The organism is Vibrio salinus (assembly GCF_021272385.1).
In the GTDB taxonomy this organism is placed as follows: domain Bacteria; phylum Pseudomonadota; class Gammaproteobacteria; order Enterobacterales; family Vibrionaceae; genus Vibrio; species Vibrio salinus.
Window position 1 is genome coordinate 835,271 of sequence record NZ_JAJSDZ010000010.1, and the last position, 22,163, is coordinate 857,433.

A 22,163-nucleotide genomic window follows, 5' to 3' on the forward strand; every position below is an offset into this window, starting at 1 on the left:
CCGTATATTTATTTTTTATTCTGGTTATATTCTCTGCACAATTGTATCCAGGCCTCTGCTGTTTTGGAAATATACCGTTCAGAATGCCAGATAACTCCAAGCTGCCAGTCAATGGAAGGGGTGATAGGTCTTACCAGTACGCCGTCTTCTCTGATACGGTGGCAAAGTGGCTCAGGGAGAAAGGTTGCTCCGATACCACTTTTGACCAGTGCGACCAAAAAGTCCCATTGACTGCTGCGGGCTGATATTTGCGGTTTAAAGCCTGCTTCATGGCACATATGAGGAATATAATCACTAAGAGTAAACTCTTCGGTATACATATAAAAAGGCTCATCAATAAGATCGAGCCAGGATATGGATTCTTTTTGCTGCCATTTTTTTGTGTCGGGAAGGATTGCATGCACATGATATCCTTCCAGAGGCAGATTATCCAAACAATGGTTATTGTCGGTAGTCAGCATTGTTATTGCCACGTCTAAGTTTCCGTTCGTGACTTCTTCCTGAATTTTTCTACCACCGCATTCAACAATGGTGAGTTCCACATTTGGGTAGAGTTGTTTATACCGGCGAATGAGTCCGGCGTAGAGGTGACCGACCATGGGCGGAATCCCCAAACGAAGTTGCCCCCGTTCCAGTTTGTTCAGATCAACCATTTCAGAATGCAGTTGTCCCATGATTTCAAGGATCTGCTGTGCCCGGATATACACGATTTCGCCTGCATCCGTAAGCCATATTCGTCTTCCTTCCCGGTGAATGAGTTGATGATCAAAAGTTTGTTCGAGGTTTCTGATCATTTTGCTGATAGTTGGCTGTGTTACAAATAATTTCTCTGAAGCACGTGTAAAGCTCTGTTGATCAACCAGTTCGACAAAATAACGCAGCGCTTTGATATCCATTTTATGGCCTGTGAAAGCAGTATATTCTGGTATTCCATTTTGGCATAAAATTGATAATAAAAATTCATTTTGTGATGGTTTGGAGGCTATTTATACTGTGACCAGCTTCACAAAGGGAACGTATACTAATGAGAAAAATAGAAATTGGGTTTGCTACTTTGCTTCAGGTAGGCATTCTGTCAGTCATTTGGCTTTTTGCTGATTATTTGGTGAAGTCTTTTCACCTGCCGATTCCTGCGAATTTGGCCGGAATGCTTATTTTGCTGATTCTTGTGTTTGGTAAAGTGATTAATGTCAACTGGTTGCGTCGGGGAGCAAACTGGTTGGTCGCAGAAATGCTGTTGTTTTTTATACCGGCTGTGGTGGCAGTTGTTAACCATAAGTCTTTGATGGAACAGGATGGTGTAAGGATTCTTGCTGTTCTGATTCTCAGTACCGTTACCGTTATTGCGGTGACAAGTTTGGTCGTTGATAAAGTGTATTTGCTTGAAATCAGGTTATCCCGTCGTAAAAGTAGCCGTCATCAACATGCTCTGGCTAAGAATATGGAGTAACGACGTTATGTTCTGGTCGAATTACGGGTTAAGCATGTCCTGTCTTCTTATGACAATCCTGTTTTATTATTTGAGTAAATATCTGTATAAAAAGAAAAAAAACATTTTATTGATGCCATTGCTATTAGCTCCGGTGTTACTGGTTTTTATTGTTGTTTATTTTCAGATACCTTATCAATCTTACATTGCAGATTCTCATTGGTTACTGTGGATGCTTGGCCCGGCTACCGTTGCATTTGCGATTCCGGTTTATGATAACCGCCATATGATTCGTCGCCATTGGTTGTCTATTTCTGTGGGTGTGTCCGTTTCAGTAATTATCGCCATCGGAAGTACGGTGTTATTAGCAAAGCTCTTTCACTTACCGGAAATTCTTCAGCGCAGTCTGGCAATGCGTTCCATCACAACGCCTTTTGCCGTTGAAGCGACAAAATCCGTGGGCGGAGAAGCTGATCTGACAGCTTTGTTTGTGGTCATGACGGGGGTCATCGGTATGGTGATAGGAGAAGTGGTTCTGACGATCCTGTCAATCCGTTCCCGCCTGGGTAAAGGGGCAAGTCTGGGCGCTTCAGCCCATGCTGCCGGAACAGCGAAAGCCTATCAGCTGGGTGATTCTGAAGGGGTCGTTTCCAGCGCAGTGATGATGATTGCCGGAATGGTTACTGTTTTAGTGGCTCCCTTTCTCGGTCATCTTCTCTGGTAAAGCTTTCGGGTTAGAAAAATGTTTGCCGAAAGACATCTATGTTCTCTCATACAAGGGCATTCAGCCCTTGTATGTTTGCTCCGACAGACACATTCAGAGGACTCTGTTTATTCATGCTGTAGAATGAGTTGAGGGGACTAGCTGCTTTCGTTTTGCAAATCCTGTCTCTTAATGACTTTGTGCCCATCTTCTGATACGCCATTTTTCCAATAGCTGCTGATGTAGATGTGATCTTTTCCGACCTGCCTCTCATTTCTGAAATACTGTCGCAACGATTTCATCATATCGAACTCACAGGCGCACCAAACATCAACGATACCCTCTGGCCAGGGCATCTGTCTGACAGTACTGGTTAAGGATTGATTCTGATCCGATATCACCCAGGAGAGTTTTACGCCATCAGGATGGTTGAGCGACTGAATGTCTTTTTCGGTTGCCACTTCTATGACGGCATGGCCCCTTGCGTCTGATGGAATCTGGGCCAGTGCAACAGACAGTGCCGGTAACGCGGTCATATCGGCAACAAAAAAGACGGCATCGTGGGTAAAATCCGGATAGGGACTTTTCCCCGGGCCGACCAGTGAAATGGTATCACCAACGGACACAGACTCGGCCCAGCGGGAGGCAAATCCACAGTTATGATCGTTCGTCAGATGCAAAACCAGATCAACGGTGATTTCTCCCGTTGTATCTTCGTAGTCTCGAATGGTATAGGTGCGAAGAACGGTTTTTTGCTCTTCGGTTAATCCTGTTATATCGGTTTCACCACTTTCTGTGAAAACGAACTTGAAATAGCCGCCTTTGGATTCTGACGTAAATTGTTCGGTATTGCTGCTTTTCAGAGTTACCCGCCGAATGGAAGGTGAAACGGTCATGACGTTCGTGACCGTCGCTTCATAAGGAATTCGTTTTGGTTTAGTCATAATTTACTTTGTCTTTATTTGTTGATATAGAGGCATATGCTAGAGATACTGATGTATAAAATCAATGAGAAAAAGTCTCATTAGCATTTCTCTTTATTTAGTTGGTTAAGACGTTTTAAGCCAAATTGGGTTAATACCGCCGACACCGTAATTAAAAAGTAGCATAACAATTCGATCCCTTCCTCGGCGGTGTTTTTGACGGCCCGGATGTAATCGTCGCCCATGAGCGATTGCCAGTAGTTTTCCATGCCATATAAACGGGAAAAAACCAGCAATAACATAACACCGACAATCAGTACTTTCATATCGGGATAAGCAAGGATTCGGGCAAGTTGGTGAATGGTATTCATTCCCCCTTTTGCCGCATAATAAATGGCAATCGCGGTGACCAACAGAGCCGGGTAGACCCAAAATCCGTGTTTTATGTAATCAAACAGAAAATCCAGTTCACGTATTGACAGCACTAAAAAAAAGCCGCTGATTAGCAAAGCAGCATGTTTGAGTTGTGGATTTTCAATGGCTACCCGAAAGAAAGCAATGGTGCTGATGGCAAGAAGGATTTGTTGTGTACATTCGGTGATGGAGGCTTCATTGATCACCGGTCCAAAGAAATAGCAGTCTAACCTGAGACAAAGAATAGTAAGCAGACTGATGACAATTATGATTCCGCTATAAAGTATGCTTCTTAGGATCATCTGCTTATCCTTAATACTAAGTACGACGGCATTAGTTTGTTTAAGCTGATTAATGTTGTTATTTGTTTGCATGTCGTGTCCTCTTCATGTCTGTCACCGTAGCGACAGGAAAAATAAAACACTTCATCATAGATGTGGTTAGTAAATGAGTCGCAATGACCACATTATTTACATTTATGATGTGTTAGTATTGACCGTTATGTTTAATTGGAAATCAAAAAGTTAATAAGACATGTAAGAATGTCCATTCATCCTGATTTACATTCCATTGATTCAATGAAATCTGTGACGCTAAAAGCATCACAGGCTATTACCATTAATGTTGATCGCTTTCTTTTTCTCTATACAGAAAGATGCGATGACTTCACTCTACTGGCAGAAGGGTTAAATGAGGGTGAAGATTTCATTTTGTGGATATGATATGAACGTTAAAAGAAGAAACTAGTGCGAAAAGAATAAGAAATATTGATAATTTTGGTATTTATGAAGAATTTCGTCCCTGGTCTGAGTACAAAGCTGAAATCATGAATATGATCTCCTATTGTTATGTATGTAATGTGGATAAAGAGCCAGAAAAAACAATGGTGGAAGAGTATGAAAAACAAAATGGTTCTCAGTATATCGGGTGTTATATCTCAGAGGGAATCGGACCAATTAATAAAGGGTGACGGTAATCTATTATCGGCAGGAACGGACACAAAGGTTGTTTATGCGTAAATTTCGTTTTCTTACCCTTGGCATGATACTCCTCATTATCAGTTCATTGTGTTCTGCGAAGGTGATAGAAACCACCCGGTTAGTCGGGTACGGTAAAGCTAAATATTCTGAAACGTTCCGGCATTTTGATTATGTTAATCCGGATGCACCAAAATACGGAAAAGTAACTTACGCATTAGTCGGTACATTTGATAACTTTAACCGTTATGCATCCAGAGGTGTCGCGGCAGCGGCTACCGGAGAGCTTTATGACTCCCTGATGTACTCTCCCAACGATGAAATCGACACTTATTATCCGTTGATTGCGGAAGTAATCCGGTATTCGGATGATTATATGTGGTTGGAGGTTGATATTAATCCGAACGCCCGTTTTCAGGATGGGGTTCCGATTACAGCTCATGATGTGTCGTTCAGCTTTCAGAAATTTATGGCGGAGGGGGTGCCTCAGTACCGAGTTTATTATAAGGATGTTAAATCGGTGAAGGCTCTGAATGATAAGACTGTACGGATTGAGATGAAAACACCCAACCGGGATAAATTGTTCAGTCTGGCCGAGAATACAAAAGTACTTCCGGAACATTTCTGGAAAGATAAGAAATTCAATGAACCCCTGATAGTCCCACCTGTTGGCAGTGGCCCTTATAAAGTGATGAGTTATAAAATGGGGCAAAGCGTTACTTATGAGCTTCTTAATGATTACTGGGCTAAAGATTTACCGGTCAATGTCGGCAGGCATAACTTTAAACAGGTGCAGTATGATTATTACCGGGATGATACGGTGATGCTGGAAGCCTTCAAAGCTGGAGAATACGATCTCCGGCAGGAGGGGAATGCAAAACTCTGGGCCAACTCTTATAACGGAATTAATTTTGATAAAGGGTATATTATAAAAGAAGATATCCCTCATCAGAAACCCGCTGCAGCTAACGGTTTCGTTTTTAATACAAGAACATCGTTGTTTCATAACCCTAAGGTCAGGGAAGCGCTATCTTATGCGCTGGATTTTGAATGGATGAATAAAACTTTGTTTTTTGATCAGTACGCCAGAACCCGTAGCTATTTTCAAAATACGGAGTTTGAAGCAAAAGGTTTGCCGTCCCAGGAAGAAAAAAACATTCTTACTCCTTTTAAAGATAAAATTCCACGGAGAGTGTTTAGTGAAGAATTTGCACCTCCGGTCAGTGATGGCAGCGGTCATATTCGCCCTCAGTTACGCCGGGCTTTTCAATTATTGAAAGAGGCCGGATGGGAAGTCAGAAATATGGTGATGACGAACGTAAAGACCGGACGGCCATTTGTTTTTGAATTGCTGGCCTATAGCCCGGTGACAGAACGCATTGCCATTCCGCTGCAGCGAAATCTGAAACGCCTTGGTATCACAATGAAAATCAGAATGGTGGATACGACGCAGTATATTAAACGTCTGAGAGACAGAGATTTTGACATGGTCTCTTCCCGGTATTCTGCAAATGCCTATCCCAGTCCGGATCTGATGATCATCTGGAATTCTCATTATCTTGATTCAACCTACAATATCGCGGGGGTAACGGACCCGGTGGTGGATTATCTCACTCAGCGGATTGTTAAAAATCAACAGAATAGCGACAGGCTATTATACTTAGGTCGTGCACTGGATCGTGTACTTCAGTGGAATTTTTACATGATTCCACAATGGTATCTTAGTGAATACCGGGTCGCTGTATGGGATAAATTTGAAAGACCTGAAATCATGCCTAAGTATGATTTGGGTCTGGATACCTGGTGGATATCGAAAACTAAAGCGTCAAGATTACCCCCCAGAAGGCAATAAAGAGAGATTCGATGGCCGCATATATATTCAGACGTTTATTGCTTGTGATTCCTACGTTATGGGCAATTATAACGATTAATTTTTTTGTCATTCAGATAGCACCCGGAGGTCCGGTAGAGCAGGCCATTGCTCAAATGGAAGGGCACTCCAGTGGTATTATGGATCGTTTTTCAGGTGGTGGTTCTGAGATAAAGACGGATTTCTCTATGGAAGAGAAATCGGGCTACAAAGGCTCCCGGGGACTCGATCCGGAGGTGGTTGCAGCTATTAAAAAACAGTTTGGTTTCGACAAGCCACTGTCTGAACGTTATTTCGACATGCTGAAAAATTACATTACGTTTAACTTTGGGCAAAGTTTGTTCAAAGGGGGGAATGTGATTGATTTAATTACAGAGCGGCTTCCTGTTTCAATTTCTCTTGGACTATGGAGTACGTTGATTATTTATATTGTCTCCATACCTCTTGGTATTACTAAAGCGATACATCATGGTTCCCGGTTCGATATCTGGACCAGCGCCGTTGTTATTGTTGGTTATGCGATCCCCGGGTTTTTATTTGCGATTATTCTGATTCTTTTCTTTGCGAGCGGTAATTATTTCAGTTGGTTTCCTCTTCGTGGATTAGTGTCTGATAATTTTGAGCAATTGAATTGGTACCAGCAGATTATTGATTATTTCTGGCATCTGGCTTTGCCAATTTTTGCCATGGTTATTGGTGGTTTTGCAACATTGAGTATGTTAACTAAAAACTCTTTCTTAGATGAAATCAACAAGCAGTATGTTGTAACGGCACGGGCAAAAGGACTGGATGAAAATCGTATTCTCTACCGGCATGTATTCAGAAATGCGATGTTGATTATTATTGCAGGATTCCCCAGCGCATTTATCAGTATATTTTTTACCGGGTCAATGTTGATTGAGGTGATGTTTTCCCTGAATGGTATTGGATTGTTGGGATTTGAGTCGACCATTCAGAGGGACTATCCGGTTGTTTTCAGTACATTATACATTATGACCTTATTAGGATTACTGCTTAGCATCATTTCTGATTTGACTTATACGTGGGTTGACCCCCGTATCGACTTTGAAGCGAGGTAATGAATGCGTTTTAAACATCCTGTTCATCAGGAAAGGTGGTCTCGTTTCAAAGCGAACCGGAGAGGGTTCTGGTCTTTGTGGATTTTTCTGGTGCTGTTTACGATCAGCCTGTTTGCCGAAATTATTGCTAACGATGAGCCTTTGTTGGTTTCGTACAACAATCACTGGTACTTTCCTGTTATGACTTCTTATCCTGAAACTCAGTTTGGTGGTGAGTTTCAGACTGAAGCGGATTACACCGACCCTTATGTGGTAAAGCAGATCAATGCTCATGGCTATATGATATGGCCATTGATCCGGTTTCATTACGATACCATCAATTTGAATATCCCCGGAGGTGCGGTTCCCTCTGCTCCTGATTCGGTAAACTGGCTTGGTACTGATGATAAAGGTCGTGATGTGTTATCACGGGTTATCTACGGATTCAGGATATCTGTTCTGTTTGGTTTTGTTCTGACGATGATCTCTTCAGCGGTGGGCGTTTTTGTCGGGGCAACTCAGGGATACTACGGCGGGTGGCTTGATTTATTAGGTCAACGGTTTATTGAAATCTGGTCTGGTATGCCAACGCTCTTTCTTTTGATCATTTTGTCCAGTTTTGTCGAGCCCAATTTTTGGTGGCTACTGGGGATTATGGTGCTTTTTAGCTGGATGAGTCTGGTTGGTGTGGTCCGGGCGGAATTTTTACGTTGCCGGAATTTTGATTATGTCAAAGCGGCCCATGCGATGGGGGTTTCAGACCGGCGTATCATGATGAGGCATATGCTTCCCAATGCGATGGTCGCATCATTAACCATGATGCCATTTATTCTTTCCGGGTCGGTAACCACGCTGACTTCTCTGGATTTTCTTGGTTTTGGTTTACCGGTCGGATCTCCATCTCTTGGGGAACTGCTTGCTCAGGGTAAATCCAATTTACAGGCACCATGGCTTGGTTTGTCGGCTTTTGTTGTACTTTCACTGATGCTGACACTGCTTGTTTTTATCGGCGAAGCGGTGCGCGATGCCTTTGACCCTCACCAGAACCGGAGATAACTATGACGCAAGTGATTAATGTCAGTCAATTATCGGTTGGATTTGAACGGGATGGCGGTATTCAGCCTGTTACTGAAAACGTGTCGTTTTCTATTTCGAAGGGGGAAACACTTGCCTTGGTTGGCGAAAGCGGCTCTGGTAAATCCGTGACAGCGAATTCTATTTTAAAATTATTGCCGAAAGGAGCCGCTCATTATCTTTCCGGCTCCGTTGAGTTCGATGGAGTTGATACTCTGACCTGCTCCGAACGGCAGTTAAGAGGAATTCGTGGTGGAAAGATCGGCATGATCTTTCAGGAACCGATGGTTTCACTGAATCCTTTGCACCGTGTCGGAAAACAATTAGTTGAGACATTGTCTATCCATAAGGGAGTCAGGCCCCGGCAAGCTGAAGAGATTGCTGTCCAGTGGCTGAGCAAAGTTGGGATAAATAACCCAGAGCTGAAAGTGACGGCGTATCCCCATGAACTTTCCGGTGGAGAAAGGCAAAGAGTCATGATTGCAATGGCTCTTATCAATGAACCTGAATTATTGATTGCCGATGAACCGACAACTGCTCTTGATGTTTCCGTTCAGGCGCAAATTCTGGCATTACTTAAGCAGTTGCAGACTGAATTAGGTATGGCAATGCTCTTTATCACACATGATTTGAGTATTGTTCAGCGAATAGCCGACAGAGTGGCGGTGATGAAAAATGGTTGTCTGGTTGAAGAAAACTCAACCCATAATTTATTTTCTGCACCTCAGCATCCTTATACCAGACAACTGATTGATTCCGATCCGAAGGGAAGCCCTGTTGAAGTGAGTGCAGCAGCAGAACCTTTGATTCAGGTGGATAAGCTGAAAGTCTGGTTTCCAATCACTGGTGGGTTGTTTAAGCGTACAACAGGTTATGTGAAAGCAGTAACGGATATGAAGTTTGTTCTGAAAAAAGGGCATACCATTGGTGTTGTCGGTGAAAGTGGTTCCGGTAAATCGACAACCGGTATGGCTATTCTTCGGTTATTGGCGTCTCAGGGAAGTATTCGTTATAACAACCATGAATTACAAAATCTGAACCGGAAAGAAATGTTGCCTTACCGGAGCAAAATGCAGGTTGTTTTTCAGGACCCGTTTTCAGCATTAAATCCCAGAATGTCTGTCGCTGAAGTGATTGGTGAAGGATTGAATGTTCATGTGAAATTGCCCGGTGAAGAGGTGGATAAACGCATTTGTTGTGTCATGAAGGAAGTGGAACTGGATCCAACAACCCGGTTTCGGTATCCCAATGAGTTTTCCGGTGGTCAAAGACAGAGAATCGCCATTGCACGGGCACTGATACTTGAGCCTGAATTCATTTTACTTGATGAGCCGACGTCATCGCTTGACCGGACCATTCAGGCACAGGTTTTGAATCTTCTGAAGTCGCTACAGCAGAAAAGAAAGCTGACGTATTTATTTATCAGCCATGATTTAAATGTTGTTAAGTCTCTGTGTCACTATACCATTGTGATGCGGAATGGTCAGATAGTTGAGCAGGGGGAGACGGAATCGATGTTTGTCAATCCCAGAGAAGAATACACACGACAGTTGATTTCGTTTCTGGTTAACTGATGTAACCACAGAGAGCAACATCGGCCAGCACTTTTGTTGTTTAGTTTAGCTATCGTTTTATCAATTAAGTTTACACAAGGAAATGTAAATGAAACAGAAGGATCTTGTTCAGCTTATTTCTTCCCGGCCTCTTATCCGGGAATTGCAAAAAATGACAGAAGTGAGTTGGTTTAATCCGGATGAAACCAATGTGGCAACCGCATTACCATACGTTGGTTTAAGTCAGCAGGATGTTCGGGATGCCAGTGCACGTTTACTCCGGTTTGCTCCTTATATCAAAAAAGCATTTCCTGACACTGAGAAAAATGGCGGAATCATTGAATCTCCACTGGTCCGTGTGCCTATTCTTGGTGAGGCGCTGGCTCAGCAAGGTAGTAACGGGCCATTAGGGAATGTGTTTATAAAGCTGGATAGTCATTTACCGGTTTCTGGTTCGATAAAAGCTCGTGGCGGTATTTATGAAGTACTGACACATGCAGAAACACTGGCGCTGAACTCAGGGCTGCTCACGCCCGGAGAAGATTATACTAAATTCTTCAGTGAACCATTCCGGCATTTTTTCTCTCAATACCGTATTGCTGTTGGTTCGACCGGGAATCTGGGATTATCGATTGGAATAATGGGGGCTCAGCTTGGCTTCAGAGTGTCGGTACACATGTCGGCAGATGCAAGAGAATGGAAAAAAGCGAAATTGCGCGAACATGGCGTCGATGTGATTGAATATGAGCAGGATTATGGTGTTGCGGTTGCTCAGGGAAGAAAACAAGCGGAGTGCGACCCTGGGTGCTTTTTTATTGATGATGAGAATTCTAAGACTTTATTTCTTGGCTATTCGGTGGCCGGAGAACGGTTAAAGATGCAGTTCAGCCAACAGGGGATTGTGGTTGATAAAGCGCATCCTCTGTTTGTGTACTTACCGTGCGGTGTTGGTGGCGGGCCTGGAGGGGTGGCTTTTGGGCTCAAACTTGCTTTTGGCGACCATGTTCATTGTATTTTTGCCGAGCCCACTCATTCTCCAAGTATGTTCCTCGGTGTCTACAGCGGACTGCATGATGGTATCAGTGTTCAGGACATTGGTGTTGATAATAAAACAGCGGCAGATGGGTTGGCCGTTGGGCGACCGTCCGGTTTTGTCGGCCGGGCGATGGAACGGATGATTGATGGTTTTTATACCATTAATGATGAACGCATGTTGGAGTGGCTGAAGCTATTGAATGAATGTGAAAATATTCAGGTTGAACCTTCTGCTGCTGCCGCAATTTATGGTCCTCAGGTTGTCAGTCAGCATAGCCGTTATTTACGCCCGTTGGGAATCTCGCCTGCGACATTGGCTCAAAGTACCCATGTTATCTGGGCAACAGGGGGAGGAATGGTTCCAAAACAGGAAATGGATAAATATCTTGTGTGATATTGTTCTATAACGAGGTACACTCAGATTAAATGTATTTTTGAGATAATGATGCCATGCAGGATGATAATAGCCACGAAAACTCCGCAGATGAAATTGAAATAGAAGCTATTGGTATTGAAGTCGATTCTCAGCCAATAGAATTGTATAAGGTACTGAAAATCGCAAATGCGGTCAGTGGTGGTGGTGAGGCCAAATATGCTATTTCCGAAGGTTACGTTGCGGTTAATGGGGAAATTGAATTAAGAAAACGTCGCAAAATATACGATGGCGATCTTATTGAATTTAACCAGGAATTTTATTTGCTTATTTGTGATAATCCGGTAGCTGAGCGCCCCGTTAGCCGCGAAAAAGAAATATTACCCAAATCAGAAAAACCATTGGGGGAAGTGAAAAATAAGAAGAATAGCAGAGAAAATCGTGCTGAAATTAAATTCTTTTAGTGTGTCGTATTTCTTTTGTATCACCTGATAATCGTTTTATTTAATCACGAATAAGTATGAAAGTAGGCTCAAATATATATAAATACAGCGTTCAGGTGATCACTCCAATTTAAAGTCCAGTCTTAAATATTCTCTAAAATGATAACTTGTCAGAATCGTGATCTGGCTATCACGTGTTAGCAACTTGCTTGCTTGTTTATTGACCGTATTCACAGTCCGCTATTTTGTTCATTGTTTGTTCGTCTACTAGTTTGTTATAAATATGCTAACTCGAGTTAGCATATTTGATGATAACAATTACCAGAAAAAAATTTGCTGTAGAAAATGTTAATTCAGAGCATATAAGGACATGGGTTTTCAGAAGGCTGAATGATTAAACATCCAACTGGATGTACAACTTTGTGTCAACACAGTTATAAGTGACGGCAGATTTTACCGGATGTTTTCATAGGAGAAATATAAGAAGCATCAAATGGTAATTGTATTAATAATACGATGAAAAATCACATGAAAGGAGTATCCCGAATGACGGACTTAATGCTCTCATTACCGGAAGAGAAAGATACCAAAGCTGTTGGACCAAAGGAAATATTAATGGTTACTAACGGTGATTTACGTGAATCGGCTAACACCAATTGCTGGCCGGTTCAGGAGAAATATGAACAAAAACTTAGTCAGGTTTTAAAAGAACAATTCGGTTATACCCTGATTAGAGCTCATGATATTAATCGTATAAGAAAACATGGTTTTATTGCCAGTCAGCGTGAAGGATGTGATGTTTTTTCTGGTATTGATCCTAATGCGCCAGTTATTGTTCTTTTAACTGCATGGCAATATTCTCATCACTTAGCCTCAAGTCTGGCACACCATCAGGGGCCTATCTTGTTATTAGCGAATTTTGACGGAACCTGGCCAGGACTCGTTGGAACATTGTGTATGGCTGGGACATTAACAGGATTAGGAACCAATTATTCACGTTTATGGTCTGAAAATTTTGACGATGCATTCTTCCTTGAGAGTTTAGGTACTTGGCTTCATGAAGGTCAGATCATACATGATATTAGTTACCTCAAAGAAATTACATTAACCCATCCGATGACAAAAACAGAAGCCGCCCGGATTGGATGGGATGTCGGGAAATATATACTGCGAAATAAAGAAATAATCGGGTTATTTGATAGTTACTGTATGGGCATGATGAATGGCGTTTTCCCTCTAAAAATGATGGTTAATATCGGGATGCCTATAGAAAGTCTATCTCAGTCCGCATTGTTTTATGAAATGAGTCAGGTACCGGATGATCTTTGCGAAGAATGTTTGAACTGGTACGAAAATCAGGGAATGAAATTTAACTTCGGAACAGATGAGAAGACAGAATTGACCAGATCCCAGGTTTTGAAACAGTGTGCAATGTTGATTGCAATGGCAAGGATTTCAAAACGTTTTGGCCTAACAAGTGTCGGGGTTCAGTATCAGCAAGGGTTGAAAGATTTGTGTCCTGCTTCTGATTTTGCAGAGGGGGCAATAGGTTCGGCTACACGTTTCCCTATCCCTGACGAAGATGGACAAATTATACGTCCTGATAAACCGATTCCATGTATTAATGAAGTTGATATGGGAACAGCGATACCACAAACAATGCTGTATCGATTATTAGATAGTTTAAATTTACCTTCTGAAACTACGTTGCACGATATTCGTTGGGGAAGTGAATTTGAAGGGATCTTCTATTGGGACTTCGAAATCTCCGGAGCAGTTCCATTTGAGCACTTAAAAGGCGGAATTCGAGGAGCTAAAGGTTACCGACAACCCGCCATGTACTTCCCTAAAGGAGGTTCAACTATTTCAGGTCAGTGTAAATCGGGCAGGTTTATCTGGGCAAGGGCTAACTATCAGAATGATGATGTTATTTTGCATGTTGGGACCGGACACGCCGTTGAACTACCTGAAGCGGAGTTTCAACGGCGCTTGAATGCGACTACTTCTGAATGGCCACTAATGAATTGTGTTTTAGACGGCGTTTCTCGTGATGAACTGATGGCTGGTCATCAAAGCAACCATATTACGGTTGCATATGTGGACGAACAGTACATTGATGATGTCGTTGATGCGTTTGTTTCTCAGGCATTAGCGCAAAATATGCGGGTATTTTTAGCTGGGAAAGGACATAAAGATGAATGAAAAAAACATACTCCCTAATGGTGTTTTTCCGGTAATGCTGACACCCTTTAAGAACAATGAGGTGGACTATTTAAGTTTAGCAAAATTGGTTGAATGGTATATTGAATCCGGTGCAGCAGGTTTATTTGCTGCTTGTCAGTCAAGTGAAATCAATTACCTTTCTGATCAGGAAATGCACGACATTGTTAAGTTTATTGTCAAGCATGTCGATGGGCGTGTTCCTGTTGTTGCTTCCGGACATACTGCGGATAAGCCTGCGCAGCAGATCCGACAACTACAATCAATGGTCGAAGCCGGAGCCGATGGTGTTGTATTGATTACTAATCGGTTAGGCGATCAAAATTTTACTGATCAAGCGGTGATACACCGGATGGAAGAGATCATGTCGGAGCTTCCAGAAAATATTCCTATGGGGTTATATGAATGTCCTTCGCCCTGGAAAAGATTATTAAATAGAGACATTCTTAAATGGTGTGTTGATTCCGGAAGGTTTACGTTTCTTAAAGATACCTGTTGTGACACAGAAATGTTAAACGACCGGTTAGCATTAACGCAAAACAGCAATTTTAAAATTTACAATGCCAATGGGCCTACATTACTGAGTTCATTGAAAGCTGGTGCTGCCGGTTACAGTGGCGTGATGGCTAATTATCATTGCGATTTGTATGTCTGGCTATGTAGCCATTTTGCTCAGCAAACATTGCTGGTAGAAGAAATGGCACGCTTTCTTTCTGCCACTTCACTATATGAATTTGTAAATTATCCTACTTCTGCGAAGTACATTCAAAAGCTGCTTGGGACTTTTGATTCGACATTTAGTCGGTCAATTGATGAGGCACAATTTTATACCAGTGCAAACCTCCTGCTTTTGGAACACTTACAGGCACTTGCTGATAGTTATCGGCAGAAAATCGTGAAACTATAATTCATTATTAATAACAATTGAAACAATAGCTTATAAAAATAGAGTACCCTACAAGACAAAATGGAGCTTTACACAATGAAAGCAAAGAACATACTTACCGCACTCTTTAGTACCGGATGTCTGTTAATGTCTGGTATTTCCATGGCCGCTTCATTCCCGGCTAAAGATATGACAATTATTGTTCCGAAGTCCCCCGGAGGAGGGACTGATATTACTACCAGGGGGTTAATCGAGTACGCGAAACACTATACCGATAAAAATATTATTGCGGTGAATAAACCTGGAGCTGGTGGTGTAACTGGAATGGCTCAGGCAGCGGCAGCTCGCCCGGATGGGTATACAATGGTTATGACAACCGTTGAGCTGGATATTTTACCCCATCTTAATCGTTCACCGATAGATTATAAGGCATTTAAATTTATCGTTGCCCCAATTTCTGAACCTGCCGGCTTGATTGTTCCGAAAGACAGCCCTTTTAACAGCGTTAACGACTTTGTTGCTTATGCAAAATCGCATCCTGGAAAATTGCGGGTAGGTAATTCTGGCGTTGGCTCTATCTGGCATTTAGCATCGGTGGCAATTAAACAAAATTATGGTATTGATTATATTGATGTTCCATATTCTGGAGGGAGTGCCCCTGCTGTTGCTGCTCTTGTCGGTAAGCATTTAGATGCGATAACTGTTGGCCCCGGAAATGCCAGTAGTCAAATTGCGTCTGGAGAATTGAAGTTGCTGGGTATTATGAGTGATAAACGTTCTCCATTATTTCCGGATGTCCCCACGTTTAAAGAACTTGGTCATGAGTTTGTAGTTCGTGCATGGGCTGCTCTTGCTGTACCGTCAAAAGTATCAGAATCACGTTTTAAAACTCTTTCAGGTATTTTTACTAAAGCGGTCAATGATCCCGGGTTTGTTAAGTTTATGAATAATCAGGGAATCGAAGTTAATAAGATGACGGTTAAACAAGTGAATCAGATGGTTCGTGAAGACAACGACTACTACAAAAAGCTGGTTAAGAAAATTAAATTGTAATTCATATTTTTCCGGTAACCCGTACCCGTGAGTGGGGTTACCGGAATGGAAATACAGGGTTTTGTTATGATTAGTATCATTCTTGCCGTCATATTTTTGGTGTTTAGCTCATCGGTACTTATTTATGCGGGTCAGTTTGAATATACGGCTACAGATCCGTTGGGACCGATGTTTTTCCCTGAAATGTTATCGTGTATTTTGATGATTCTTTCTGTCATCGTGATTGTTCAAAAATTAAAAGAAGGTGATATAAAAACAGAGGTTAAAACAGGTGTTTTTTCACTGCCTGTATTAAGCATCATTTATGTTTTAGCACTGTTCAATATTGGCTTTTTGATTTCAACAATTGTGTTTTGTTTGTTAATTACACCTTATTTCCAGCATGCAAACCGGTTTTCTATCGCTGAATACTGTCATTCAGTGGGAATATGGCTGAAAAGTCCCGGTATTTATCTACTTGTTGCTTTTCTTATTGCTCTGGTATGGGGAGTGTTTATCCATATTCTTCATATTCCATTGCCGTTGTTTGCATTGACTGATGGGGGGATGTGAGTCATGGATATCATTGTTCAGGCATTTTTGTCTGCTGTATCGTGGGCAAATTTATTGCCCGCACTGTTTGGCGTGTCAGTCGGGATTGCAATAGGGGCTTTACCCGGTTTTTCGGTGACGATGGGGGTTGCCGTTCTTTTCCCATTAACATTAGTATTTCCGGGTACTGGTGGCATTATGATGCTATTGGGTATTTATGTAGGAGCCGTTTATGGTGGTTCAATCTCTGCTATTTTGTTAAATACTCCTGGCACACCTGCATCCATGGTGACAACGATGGAAGGATATCCTTTAACCAAGCGAGGGGAAGGTGATAAAGCGCTTACTTTATCCACAACTGCATCATTTATCGGTGGGTTAACCAGTGCCCTTGTTTTGACTTTCTTATCTCCTTTATTGGCTAAATTCGCATTAAACTTTTCTGCACCAGAATATTTTATGCTGGCTGCCTTTGGGTTGAGTGTCATTATTTCAATCAGTTCGGAAAATTTGGCTAAAGGGCTAATCGGTGGTGTTCTTGGGTTAATGATTGCGACCGTGGGTATTGATAATTTTACCGGGTATTCCCGGTTTACTTTCGGTTCAATTTATTTAATGGGCGGTATCAGTTTTGTTCCTATCCTGATTGGATTGTTTGCTTTTTCGCAAATCATTTTTAATATGCTTGAAGGCGATAATCAGGCTCAGGAAACAAAAAAATTCCAAACTTCGTTTAAAAGGACACTCTCTCACCTGAAAGAATTTCGTAAGTTAAAATGGACTGTATTGCGTTCGGGGCTTATTGGTACTTTTATTGGTTCGGTTCCTGGAACAGGAGGTGATGTCGCAGCCTTTATTGCTTACAATGAAACTCGCCGTTCTGCTAAAAAAGGTGAAACATTTGAGAATGGTAATTTGCGAGGTTTAGTATCTCCTGAATCTGCTAATAATGCGGTTACCGGTGGGGCAATGGTGCCATTGCTGACTTTAGGTATTCCTGGTGATTCAGTTTCAGCCATTATTCTTGGTGCCTTTATGATTCAGGGGCTTCAACCAGGGCCATTATTATTTTCTGAACATGCCAGTGATATGTATATGATTTTTGCCGGATTATTATTGGTCAACATAATGATGTTTGTATTAGGTATTTTTGGTGTCCGGTATTTCACTAAAATTACAACCATTCCTAAATCATTACTTAATACATTGATTCTGGTTTTATGTGTTATTGGTTCCTATAGCATTAACAATAATATGATCGATGTGATTGTTATGATTGCATCAGGTTTCGTTGGGTATTTTCTCATTCGAGAAAAGTTTGGTGTTGCTCCTATTATTTTGGGCATCATATTAGGGCCGATGCTTGAAAGTAATCTGAGACGGGCCTTAATTCTTTCTGATGGCGATTATAGTGTTTTCTTTTCTCACCCTATTTCATTGGTTTTATTCTTGCTGACGCTAGTCTCTTTTACCAGCCCATTGGTTAAGCGCTGGTTCTTAAAAAGAAAAAAAGCAAATACAGAACTGGAGATAATGCATGAATAATCTTATACATAAAGAAGCTCAGTATACTTTGTTTTCTACCGGAGAAGTTTTTTTTAAACAATGTCACGCTTCTTCTATAGTCGTGTTACCAAATCAGGACAAATTAATCACATTTTTTGCCGGTGAGAAGGAAGGCGCTTTGGATACAGCTATCTGGCTTGTTAAAGAAACAGATGGCGTCTGGTCGGAACCTTATAAAGCTGTTGATGACGAATTTTCTGCATTATGGAATCCGGTTCTTTATACTCAGGACAATGTCGTTTGGCTTTTTTATAAGTCAGGTGAAAATGTTCAAACGTGGATAACGAAAGTCATCATCTCTGAAGATTATGGGAAAAGCTGGTCTTCCCCAGTGGATTTGGTTGCCGGTGAAAAGCTCCCACGGGGACCAGTAAAAAACAAATTGATTCTTCTGAGTAATGGTAATTGGATTGCCCCTAATTCAATAGAGGCAGGGCTGCTTTGGGATGCATTTGCCGATTATTCCACAGATAATGGTCAAACCTGGCATCAGGTTCCGGTTCCTTTACAGCACATAACACCACAAAGGGAACTACAAAAAGATACCTGGCAGGGGTTAGAAACAGGAGCGCTCTGGGAAACGGAAGAAGAAACCGTTTTTTCCTGGGATGGTGTGATTCAACCAACATTATGGGAATCAAAACCTGGGAATGTTCATATGTTAATGAGAAGCACCCGGGGAGCGATTTATCGAAGTGATTCTGATGACTATGGGCGGAGTTGGTGTGAGGCTTACGCAACCTCGTTGCCAAATAATAATAGTGGACTTGATCTGGCTTCGGATTCAAAACGGTTATTTTTAGTTTATAATCCTGTGGCATCTAATTGGGGAGCACGTACTCCTTTATCTATAAGTATCTCATTTGATAATGGTGTCTCATGGAGCTCGCCAACTCATCTGGAAACCGAAAAAGGTGAGTTTTCTTATCCTGCTATTGTATACAGAGAGGGCGTTATTCATATTACTTATACGAGTAATCGTGAAACGATTATCTATCAGCGGTGGAAAATTAGTCATAAATAAATACAGTCATATGAATATAAGTTGTGTCTCATTCGTTGGTCGAGAGGTACACGTCATCTTTGCAGGATCTTAATAAATCAAGTTATGAGTAAAACTATCGATGAAATCGCGTCTGATCTGGGTGTGTCTGTTACTACTGTTAAGTTAGTAATTAATGGTAAAGCAAGAAAATATCGTATCGCAAAAAAAACACAATCAAGAATTGAATGTTATATTGCCGAACATGGTTGTCGGGTTAATCAGGCCGCAAGAAGTTTAAGACTTAAAAAAAGTGAAACATTGGGACTTGTTTTGCCCAACCTTAGTAACCCATATTTTATACAAATGGCTGAACATTTGGGCGACTTATGTCAGGGGCATGGATATCAACTTATTACAGTTTCCAGCAAGAGTGATCCGGCACGGGAAAAGGAACTGACTGATGTTTTATTAGGCCGAGGTGTTGATGGTATGTTTATCGTTTCGACAACATCAGAACGACAGAAGTTAATCCAAACAGAAGTAAAAAAGAAACCACTGGTTTTTCTTGACCGTGATTTTGGTGAAAATTCTTTTCCTTCTGTGACTTCCGATAATTTTAAGGGAAGTTTTATGATGATTAATAAATTACTTGAGGTATGTAAAGAAGATATTTATTTCTTATATGGAGACCCAGATTTACCATCTATTCATCAGCGTGTACAGGGTTTTTGGGAAGCTTATCGAAATCATGACAGGGCCCCCTCGTTTCTCTGGGGATTCGATGTTCCCCTGAATACTAAAGAATACGGATATTTAGCGATGGAGAAGTTACACCAACAAATTGGAGAGCATTTACCGGCTGCGCTGGTTTTTTCATCGTTACCAATTTTGGAAGGTGCTCTGTTATATCTACGGGAAAAACATACACGTATTCCAAGTCAAATTATTTTTGCGACTTTTGATGATCATTCTATGCTGGGTTTTTTACCAAATAAGATTTTGTGTATAAAACAGAATAGCGAAAAAGTTGCTGAGCATGCATTGCAGATGATGATGGCTCAGTTAAGCGGGCATTATGATTATAAAAATATGCAAAATGAAGTTATCCAGCCAGATCTCATTTGTCGTAATTGGGATTATTGAAATATCTTTTTTAACTAATGATCTGGCTAGATAATTTTAGAGCGTATGATACCAGAACGATTAAACTTAGTTACTTAATGTTTTGGTTATTCTCGCTAACCCTTTATGTAACAGACTTCGTGGGCAAGCGATATTCATTCGGATAAATCCGTCACCATTATCTACGAACATATCTCCTCCCTCAACAAGCACACCACATTGCTTAGCCAAATAGGCTCCGGTTCTGTTCATATGAGGTGTGTTCTTTAAATATTCAGACAGATCAATCCACGCCAAATATGTCGACTGAGGAATTTCGAATTTAGCCAAAGGAAGATGGGTTCTCAGGTAATTTTGTAAAAAGCTAAAATTCGCATCTAAATAAATTTTAAGTTGATCTAGCCAGTTATCGCAATGCGTATAAGCAGCCTGAGTTCCAGCAATGCTAAGTGGCGACAGAATCTCAGAATGCTTTTCTATCCATTGTTTCCTAATAACATCATTCGGGATATAAACGTGTGAAATTAAGCAGCCGGCCATATTAAAAGTCTTACTTGGTGCAGTGCAGGTGATAATTTTGGGGTGATCCGGGTAGAGCGATAATACCGAGGTGAAGATTTCATCCTGACGCAGTAAGTCGCAGTGGATTTCATCGGCAATAACCCATACATCGTACCTGAAACACAATTTTATCAGTTGTTGTAACTCTTCTTTTGTCCATACCCGTCCGGTAGGATTGTGTGGGTTACAAAGAATGAAAAGTTTAATGTTTTTGTCAGGATCAGAGAGTTGCCGTTCAATATCTTCAAAATCATTTATGTAGTAACCATCAGTATTTTTTAATTTTGAAGTAAAAACTTTTCGGCAGTTGTTGTCTCCGGCCTTTTTGAATGGGGTATAAGAGGGAGTAGCAATTAAAATATTTTCGTTCGGTTGAGTTAATAATGGCACCAAACGATTTAATGCAGGCACGACTCCGGGAGAAAAAACGATATTGTTGGTATTTATTGTGACGTTGTAGCGACGTTTAAACCATTTATAAAGTGTTATGTAATACTCTGGATCATAAGTTTCTGTATAACCAAGAATTTTGTCGTCTAAACGTCTTTTTATTGCTTCTCTGATTTCCGGTGGTGTTGCAAAATCCATATCGGCAATCCAGAAGCGCAGCAGATCTTCTTCATTTTCTACCATTTCGTCATCGTTACCGAGAATAGACTGTCTCCATCCATCGACACTCAGGCTGTTAGTATTGTTACGGTTAATGATTTCATCGAAATTATACATTATCTCCATATCCCTATTCGTATTATGTACTTATCACTACAAGCTAACATATACTTGTTATTTCTTAAATATTTCTGTGGCAGCCTGAAATAGTCTGTGGCTGCTGAATTGTGTTATTCTGGTTTTCTGGTCGTTATGGTTTCGGTATTCATGGAAAAAATAGTTATTTTAGTCGATGTGCAAAATGTGTATTACACCGCCAGAGAAGCATATCAGCATAATTTTGATTACAATGCGTTCTGGAGGCTGGTGACTGAAAACAGGGAAGTTGTTAATGCGTTTGCTTATGCCATTGATCGTGGAGATGAAAAGCAAAGGCAGTTTCAGAATATTCTAAGAGCGATCGGTTTTGAAGTTAAATTGAAACCTTTTATCCAACGCTCTGACGGAACGGCAAAAGGGGATTGGGACGTAGGAATTACCATTGATGCCTTAGAGTGTGGTAAGGAAGCTGATACAGTTATATTAGTGTCAGGGGATGGTGATTTCAGTATTCTTCTTGATACACTGTCTGAAAAATATGGTGTGAAAACGGAAGTTTACGGTGTGCCTCAGTTAACATCTGCGTCCTTGATCAATTCTGCCGGTCATTTTCATCCAATTGACAAAACGTTACTTCTTTAATGAGCTGGTAGTAAAACTATTGTACTTATATGCACAT

Annotated in this window: 20 protein-coding genes and 1 pseudogene; 17 read left to right on the forward strand and 4 right to left on the reverse strand. The window is 41.3% G+C overall.

Features of this window, described 5'->3' with window-relative positions; translation table 11 throughout:
- Positions 1 to 8: 8 nt before the first annotated feature.
- Entirely contained in the window at positions 9 to 896 is an 888-nt protein-coding gene (locus tag LRQ06_RS17365; protein WP_232768302.1) for a LysR family transcriptional regulator, read from the reverse strand.
- Positions 897 to 1,024: 128 nt separating this feature from the next.
- Between LRQ06_RS17365 and LRQ06_RS17370 the strand changes: the two genes are divergently transcribed.
- Both LRQ06_RS17370 and LRQ06_RS17375 read left to right on the forward strand, forming a co-directional pair.
- Positions 1,025 to 1,450, forward strand: coding sequence for a CidA/LrgA family protein (locus tag LRQ06_RS17370; RefSeq protein ID WP_232768303.1), 426 nt, complete (start codon positions 1,025 to 1,027; stop codon positions 1,448 to 1,450).
- Between the two features lie 7 nt (positions 1,451 to 1,457).
- Positions 1,458 to 2,153, forward strand: coding sequence for an LrgB family protein (locus LRQ06_RS17375; RefSeq protein WP_232768304.1), 696 nt, complete (start codon positions 1,458 to 1,460; stop codon positions 2,151 to 2,153).
- Positions 2,154 to 2,290: 137 nt separating this feature from the next.
- Here LRQ06_RS17375 and LRQ06_RS17380 read toward each other — a convergent pair whose 3' ends face one another.
- Positions 2,291 to 3,076 (reverse strand): siderophore-interacting protein, encoded by a 786-nt coding sequence (locus tag LRQ06_RS17380; RefSeq protein ID WP_232768305.1) that lies wholly within the window; start codon positions 3,074 to 3,076, stop codon positions 2,291 to 2,293.
- Between the two features lie 80 nt (positions 3,077 to 3,156).
- The gene (locus LRQ06_RS17385; protein WP_232768306.1) at positions 3,157 to 3,843 is read right to left on the reverse strand and encodes a hypothetical protein; all 687 of its coding nucleotides are present in this window, start codon (positions 3,841 to 3,843) and stop codon (positions 3,157 to 3,159) included.
- A 168-nt stretch (positions 3,844 to 4,011) separates the two neighbouring features.
- Here LRQ06_RS17385 and LRQ06_RS17390 point away from each other — a divergent pair, with 168 nt between their 5' ends.
- The 14 genes and pseudogenes from LRQ06_RS17390 (at position 4,012) to LRQ06_RS17455 (ending at position 20,236) form a co-directional block, all read left to right on the forward strand.
- Positions 4,012 to 4,191, forward strand: a complete 180-nt coding sequence (locus LRQ06_RS17390) for a hypothetical protein (protein WP_232768307.1) — start codon at positions 4,012 to 4,014, stop codon at positions 4,189 to 4,191.
- A 289-nt stretch (positions 4,192 to 4,480) separates the two neighbouring features.
- Entirely contained in the window at positions 4,481 to 6,298 is a 1,818-nt protein-coding gene (locus LRQ06_RS17395; protein ID WP_232768308.1) for an extracellular solute-binding protein, read from the forward strand.
- An 11-nt stretch (positions 6,299 to 6,309) separates the two neighbouring features.
- Positions 6,310 to 7,395 carry a microcin C ABC transporter permease YejB gene (locus LRQ06_RS17400; RefSeq protein WP_232768309.1) on the forward strand — a complete coding sequence of 362 codons (1,086 nt, stop codon included), beginning with the start codon at positions 6,310 to 6,312 and terminating at the stop codon, positions 7,393 to 7,395.
- Between the two features lie 3 nt (positions 7,396 to 7,398).
- Positions 7,399 to 8,430, forward strand: a complete 1,032-nt coding sequence (locus tag LRQ06_RS17405; RefSeq protein ID WP_232768310.1) for an ABC transporter permease — start codon at positions 7,399 to 7,401, stop codon at positions 8,428 to 8,430.
- A 2-nt stretch (positions 8,431 to 8,432) separates the two neighbouring features.
- Complete coding sequence (locus LRQ06_RS17410) at positions 8,433 to 10,022, forward strand: ABC transporter ATP-binding protein (protein ID WP_232768311.1); 1,590 nt, start codon at positions 8,433 to 8,435, stop codon at positions 10,020 to 10,022.
- A gap of 88 nt (positions 10,023 to 10,110) precedes the next feature.
- Positions 10,111 to 11,430 (forward strand): D-serine ammonia-lyase, encoded by a 1,320-nt coding sequence (gene dsdA, locus LRQ06_RS17415; protein WP_232768312.1) that lies wholly within the window; start codon positions 10,111 to 10,113, stop codon positions 11,428 to 11,430.
- Positions 11,431 to 11,486: 56 nt separating this feature from the next.
- Positions 11,487 to 11,763 (forward strand): annotated as a pseudogene (locus tag LRQ06_RS17420) (RNA-binding S4 domain-containing protein); the annotation flags it as partial.
- A gap of 635 nt (positions 11,764 to 12,398) precedes the next feature.
- Complete coding sequence (locus tag LRQ06_RS17425) at positions 12,399 to 14,054, forward strand: hypothetical protein (RefSeq protein WP_232768314.1); 1,656 nt, start codon at positions 12,399 to 12,401, stop codon at positions 14,052 to 14,054.
- Positions 14,047 to 14,979 (forward strand): dihydrodipicolinate synthase family protein, encoded by a 933-nt coding sequence (locus LRQ06_RS17430; RefSeq protein ID WP_232768315.1) that lies wholly within the window; start codon positions 14,047 to 14,049, stop codon positions 14,977 to 14,979. The genes LRQ06_RS17425 and LRQ06_RS17430 overlap by 8 nt, the downstream gene beginning before the upstream one ends.
- 75 nt (positions 14,980 to 15,054) lie before the next feature.
- Positions 15,055 to 16,011, forward strand: a complete 957-nt coding sequence (locus LRQ06_RS17435; protein WP_232768316.1) for a Bug family tripartite tricarboxylate transporter substrate binding protein — start codon at positions 15,055 to 15,057, stop codon at positions 16,009 to 16,011.
- 66 nt (positions 16,012 to 16,077) lie between these two features.
- Positions 16,078 to 16,563 (forward strand): tripartite tricarboxylate transporter TctB family protein, encoded by a 486-nt coding sequence (locus LRQ06_RS17440; protein ID WP_232768317.1) that lies wholly within the window; start codon positions 16,078 to 16,080, stop codon positions 16,561 to 16,563.
- A gap of 3 nt (positions 16,564 to 16,566) precedes the next feature.
- Entirely contained in the window at positions 16,567 to 18,087 is a 1,521-nt protein-coding gene (locus LRQ06_RS17445; RefSeq protein ID WP_232768318.1) for a tripartite tricarboxylate transporter permease, read from the forward strand.
- Positions 18,080 to 19,132, forward strand: coding sequence for a sialidase family protein (locus LRQ06_RS17450; RefSeq protein ID WP_232768319.1), 1,053 nt, complete (start codon positions 18,080 to 18,082; stop codon positions 19,130 to 19,132). The genes LRQ06_RS17445 and LRQ06_RS17450 overlap by 8 nt, the downstream gene beginning before the upstream one ends.
- Positions 19,133 to 19,216: 84 nt before the next feature.
- Positions 19,217 to 20,236, forward strand: a complete 1,020-nt coding sequence (locus LRQ06_RS17455) for a substrate-binding domain-containing protein (protein ID WP_232768320.1) — start codon at positions 19,217 to 19,219, stop codon at positions 20,234 to 20,236.
- A gap of 66 nt (positions 20,237 to 20,302) precedes the next feature.
- Here the strand turns inward: LRQ06_RS17455 and LRQ06_RS17460 are convergent, their stop codons facing one another.
- The gene (locus tag LRQ06_RS17460; RefSeq protein ID WP_232768321.1) at positions 20,303 to 21,502 is read right to left on the reverse strand and encodes a MalY/PatB family protein; all 1,200 of its coding nucleotides are present in this window, start codon (positions 21,500 to 21,502) and stop codon (positions 20,303 to 20,305) included.
- A gap of 150 nt (positions 21,503 to 21,652) precedes the next feature.
- On the opposite strand from LRQ06_RS17460, the gene LRQ06_RS17465 reads away from it, so the two are divergent.
- The gene (locus LRQ06_RS17465; protein WP_232768322.1) at positions 21,653 to 22,126 is read left to right on the forward strand and encodes a LabA-like NYN domain-containing protein; all 474 of its coding nucleotides are present in this window, start codon (positions 21,653 to 21,655) and stop codon (positions 22,124 to 22,126) included.
- Positions 22,127 to 22,163: the final 37 nt, after the last annotated feature.

What these genes read in the sequence shown, in the direction of transcription:
- LRQ06_RS17365 (WP_232768302.1), bottom strand. Translation starts at nt 896, where the DNA reads ATGGATATCAAAGCGCTGCGTTATTTTGTCGAACTGGTTGATCAACAG.
- LRQ06_RS17370 (WP_232768303.1), top strand. Translation starts at nt 1,025, where the DNA reads ATGAGAAAAATAGAAATTGGGTTTGCTACTTTGCTTCAGGTAGGCATT.
- LRQ06_RS17375 (WP_232768304.1), top strand. Translation starts at nt 1,458, where the DNA reads ATGTTCTGGTCGAATTACGGGTTAAGCATGTCCTGTCTTCTTATGACA.
- LRQ06_RS17380 (WP_232768305.1), bottom strand. Translation starts at nt 3,076, where the DNA reads ATGACTAAACCAAAACGAATTCCTTATGAAGCGACGGTCACGAACGTC.
- LRQ06_RS17385 (WP_232768306.1), bottom strand. Translation starts at nt 3,843, where the DNA reads ATGCAAACAAATAACAACATTAATCAGCTTAAACAAACTAATGCCGTC.
- LRQ06_RS17390 (WP_232768307.1), top strand. Translation starts at nt 4,012, where the DNA reads ATGTCCATTCATCCTGATTTACATTCCATTGATTCAATGAAATCTGTG.
- LRQ06_RS17395 (WP_232768308.1), top strand. Translation starts at nt 4,481, where the DNA reads ATGCGTAAATTTCGTTTTCTTACCCTTGGCATGATACTCCTCATTATC.
- LRQ06_RS17400 (WP_232768309.1), top strand. Translation starts at nt 6,310, where the DNA reads ATGGCCGCATATATATTCAGACGTTTATTGCTTGTGATTCCTACGTTA.
- LRQ06_RS17405 (WP_232768310.1), top strand. Translation starts at nt 7,399, where the DNA reads ATGCGTTTTAAACATCCTGTTCATCAGGAAAGGTGGTCTCGTTTCAAA.
- LRQ06_RS17410 (WP_232768311.1), top strand. Translation starts at nt 8,433, where the DNA reads ATGACGCAAGTGATTAATGTCAGTCAATTATCGGTTGGATTTGAACGG.
- dsdA (WP_232768312.1), top strand. Translation starts at nt 10,111, where the DNA reads ATGAAACAGAAGGATCTTGTTCAGCTTATTTCTTCCCGGCCTCTTATC.
- LRQ06_RS17425 (WP_232768314.1), top strand. Translation starts at nt 12,399, where the DNA reads ATGACGGACTTAATGCTCTCATTACCGGAAGAGAAAGATACCAAAGCT.
- LRQ06_RS17430 (WP_232768315.1), top strand. Translation starts at nt 14,047, where the DNA reads ATGAATGAAAAAAACATACTCCCTAATGGTGTTTTTCCGGTAATGCTG.
- LRQ06_RS17435 (WP_232768316.1), top strand. Translation starts at nt 15,055, where the DNA reads ATGAAAGCAAAGAACATACTTACCGCACTCTTTAGTACCGGATGTCTG.
- LRQ06_RS17440 (WP_232768317.1), top strand. Translation starts at nt 16,078, where the DNA reads ATGATTAGTATCATTCTTGCCGTCATATTTTTGGTGTTTAGCTCATCG.
- LRQ06_RS17445 (WP_232768318.1), top strand. Translation starts at nt 16,567, where the DNA reads ATGGATATCATTGTTCAGGCATTTTTGTCTGCTGTATCGTGGGCAAAT.
- LRQ06_RS17450 (WP_232768319.1), top strand. Translation starts at nt 18,080, where the DNA reads ATGAATAATCTTATACATAAAGAAGCTCAGTATACTTTGTTTTCTACC.
- LRQ06_RS17455 (WP_232768320.1), top strand. Translation starts at nt 19,217, where the DNA reads ATGAGTAAAACTATCGATGAAATCGCGTCTGATCTGGGTGTGTCTGTT.
- LRQ06_RS17460 (WP_232768321.1), bottom strand. Translation starts at nt 21,502, where the DNA reads ATGTATAATTTCGATGAAATCATTAACCGTAACAATACTAACAGCCTG.
- LRQ06_RS17465 (WP_232768322.1), top strand. Translation starts at nt 21,653, where the DNA reads ATGGAAAAAATAGTTATTTTAGTCGATGTGCAAAATGTGTATTACACC.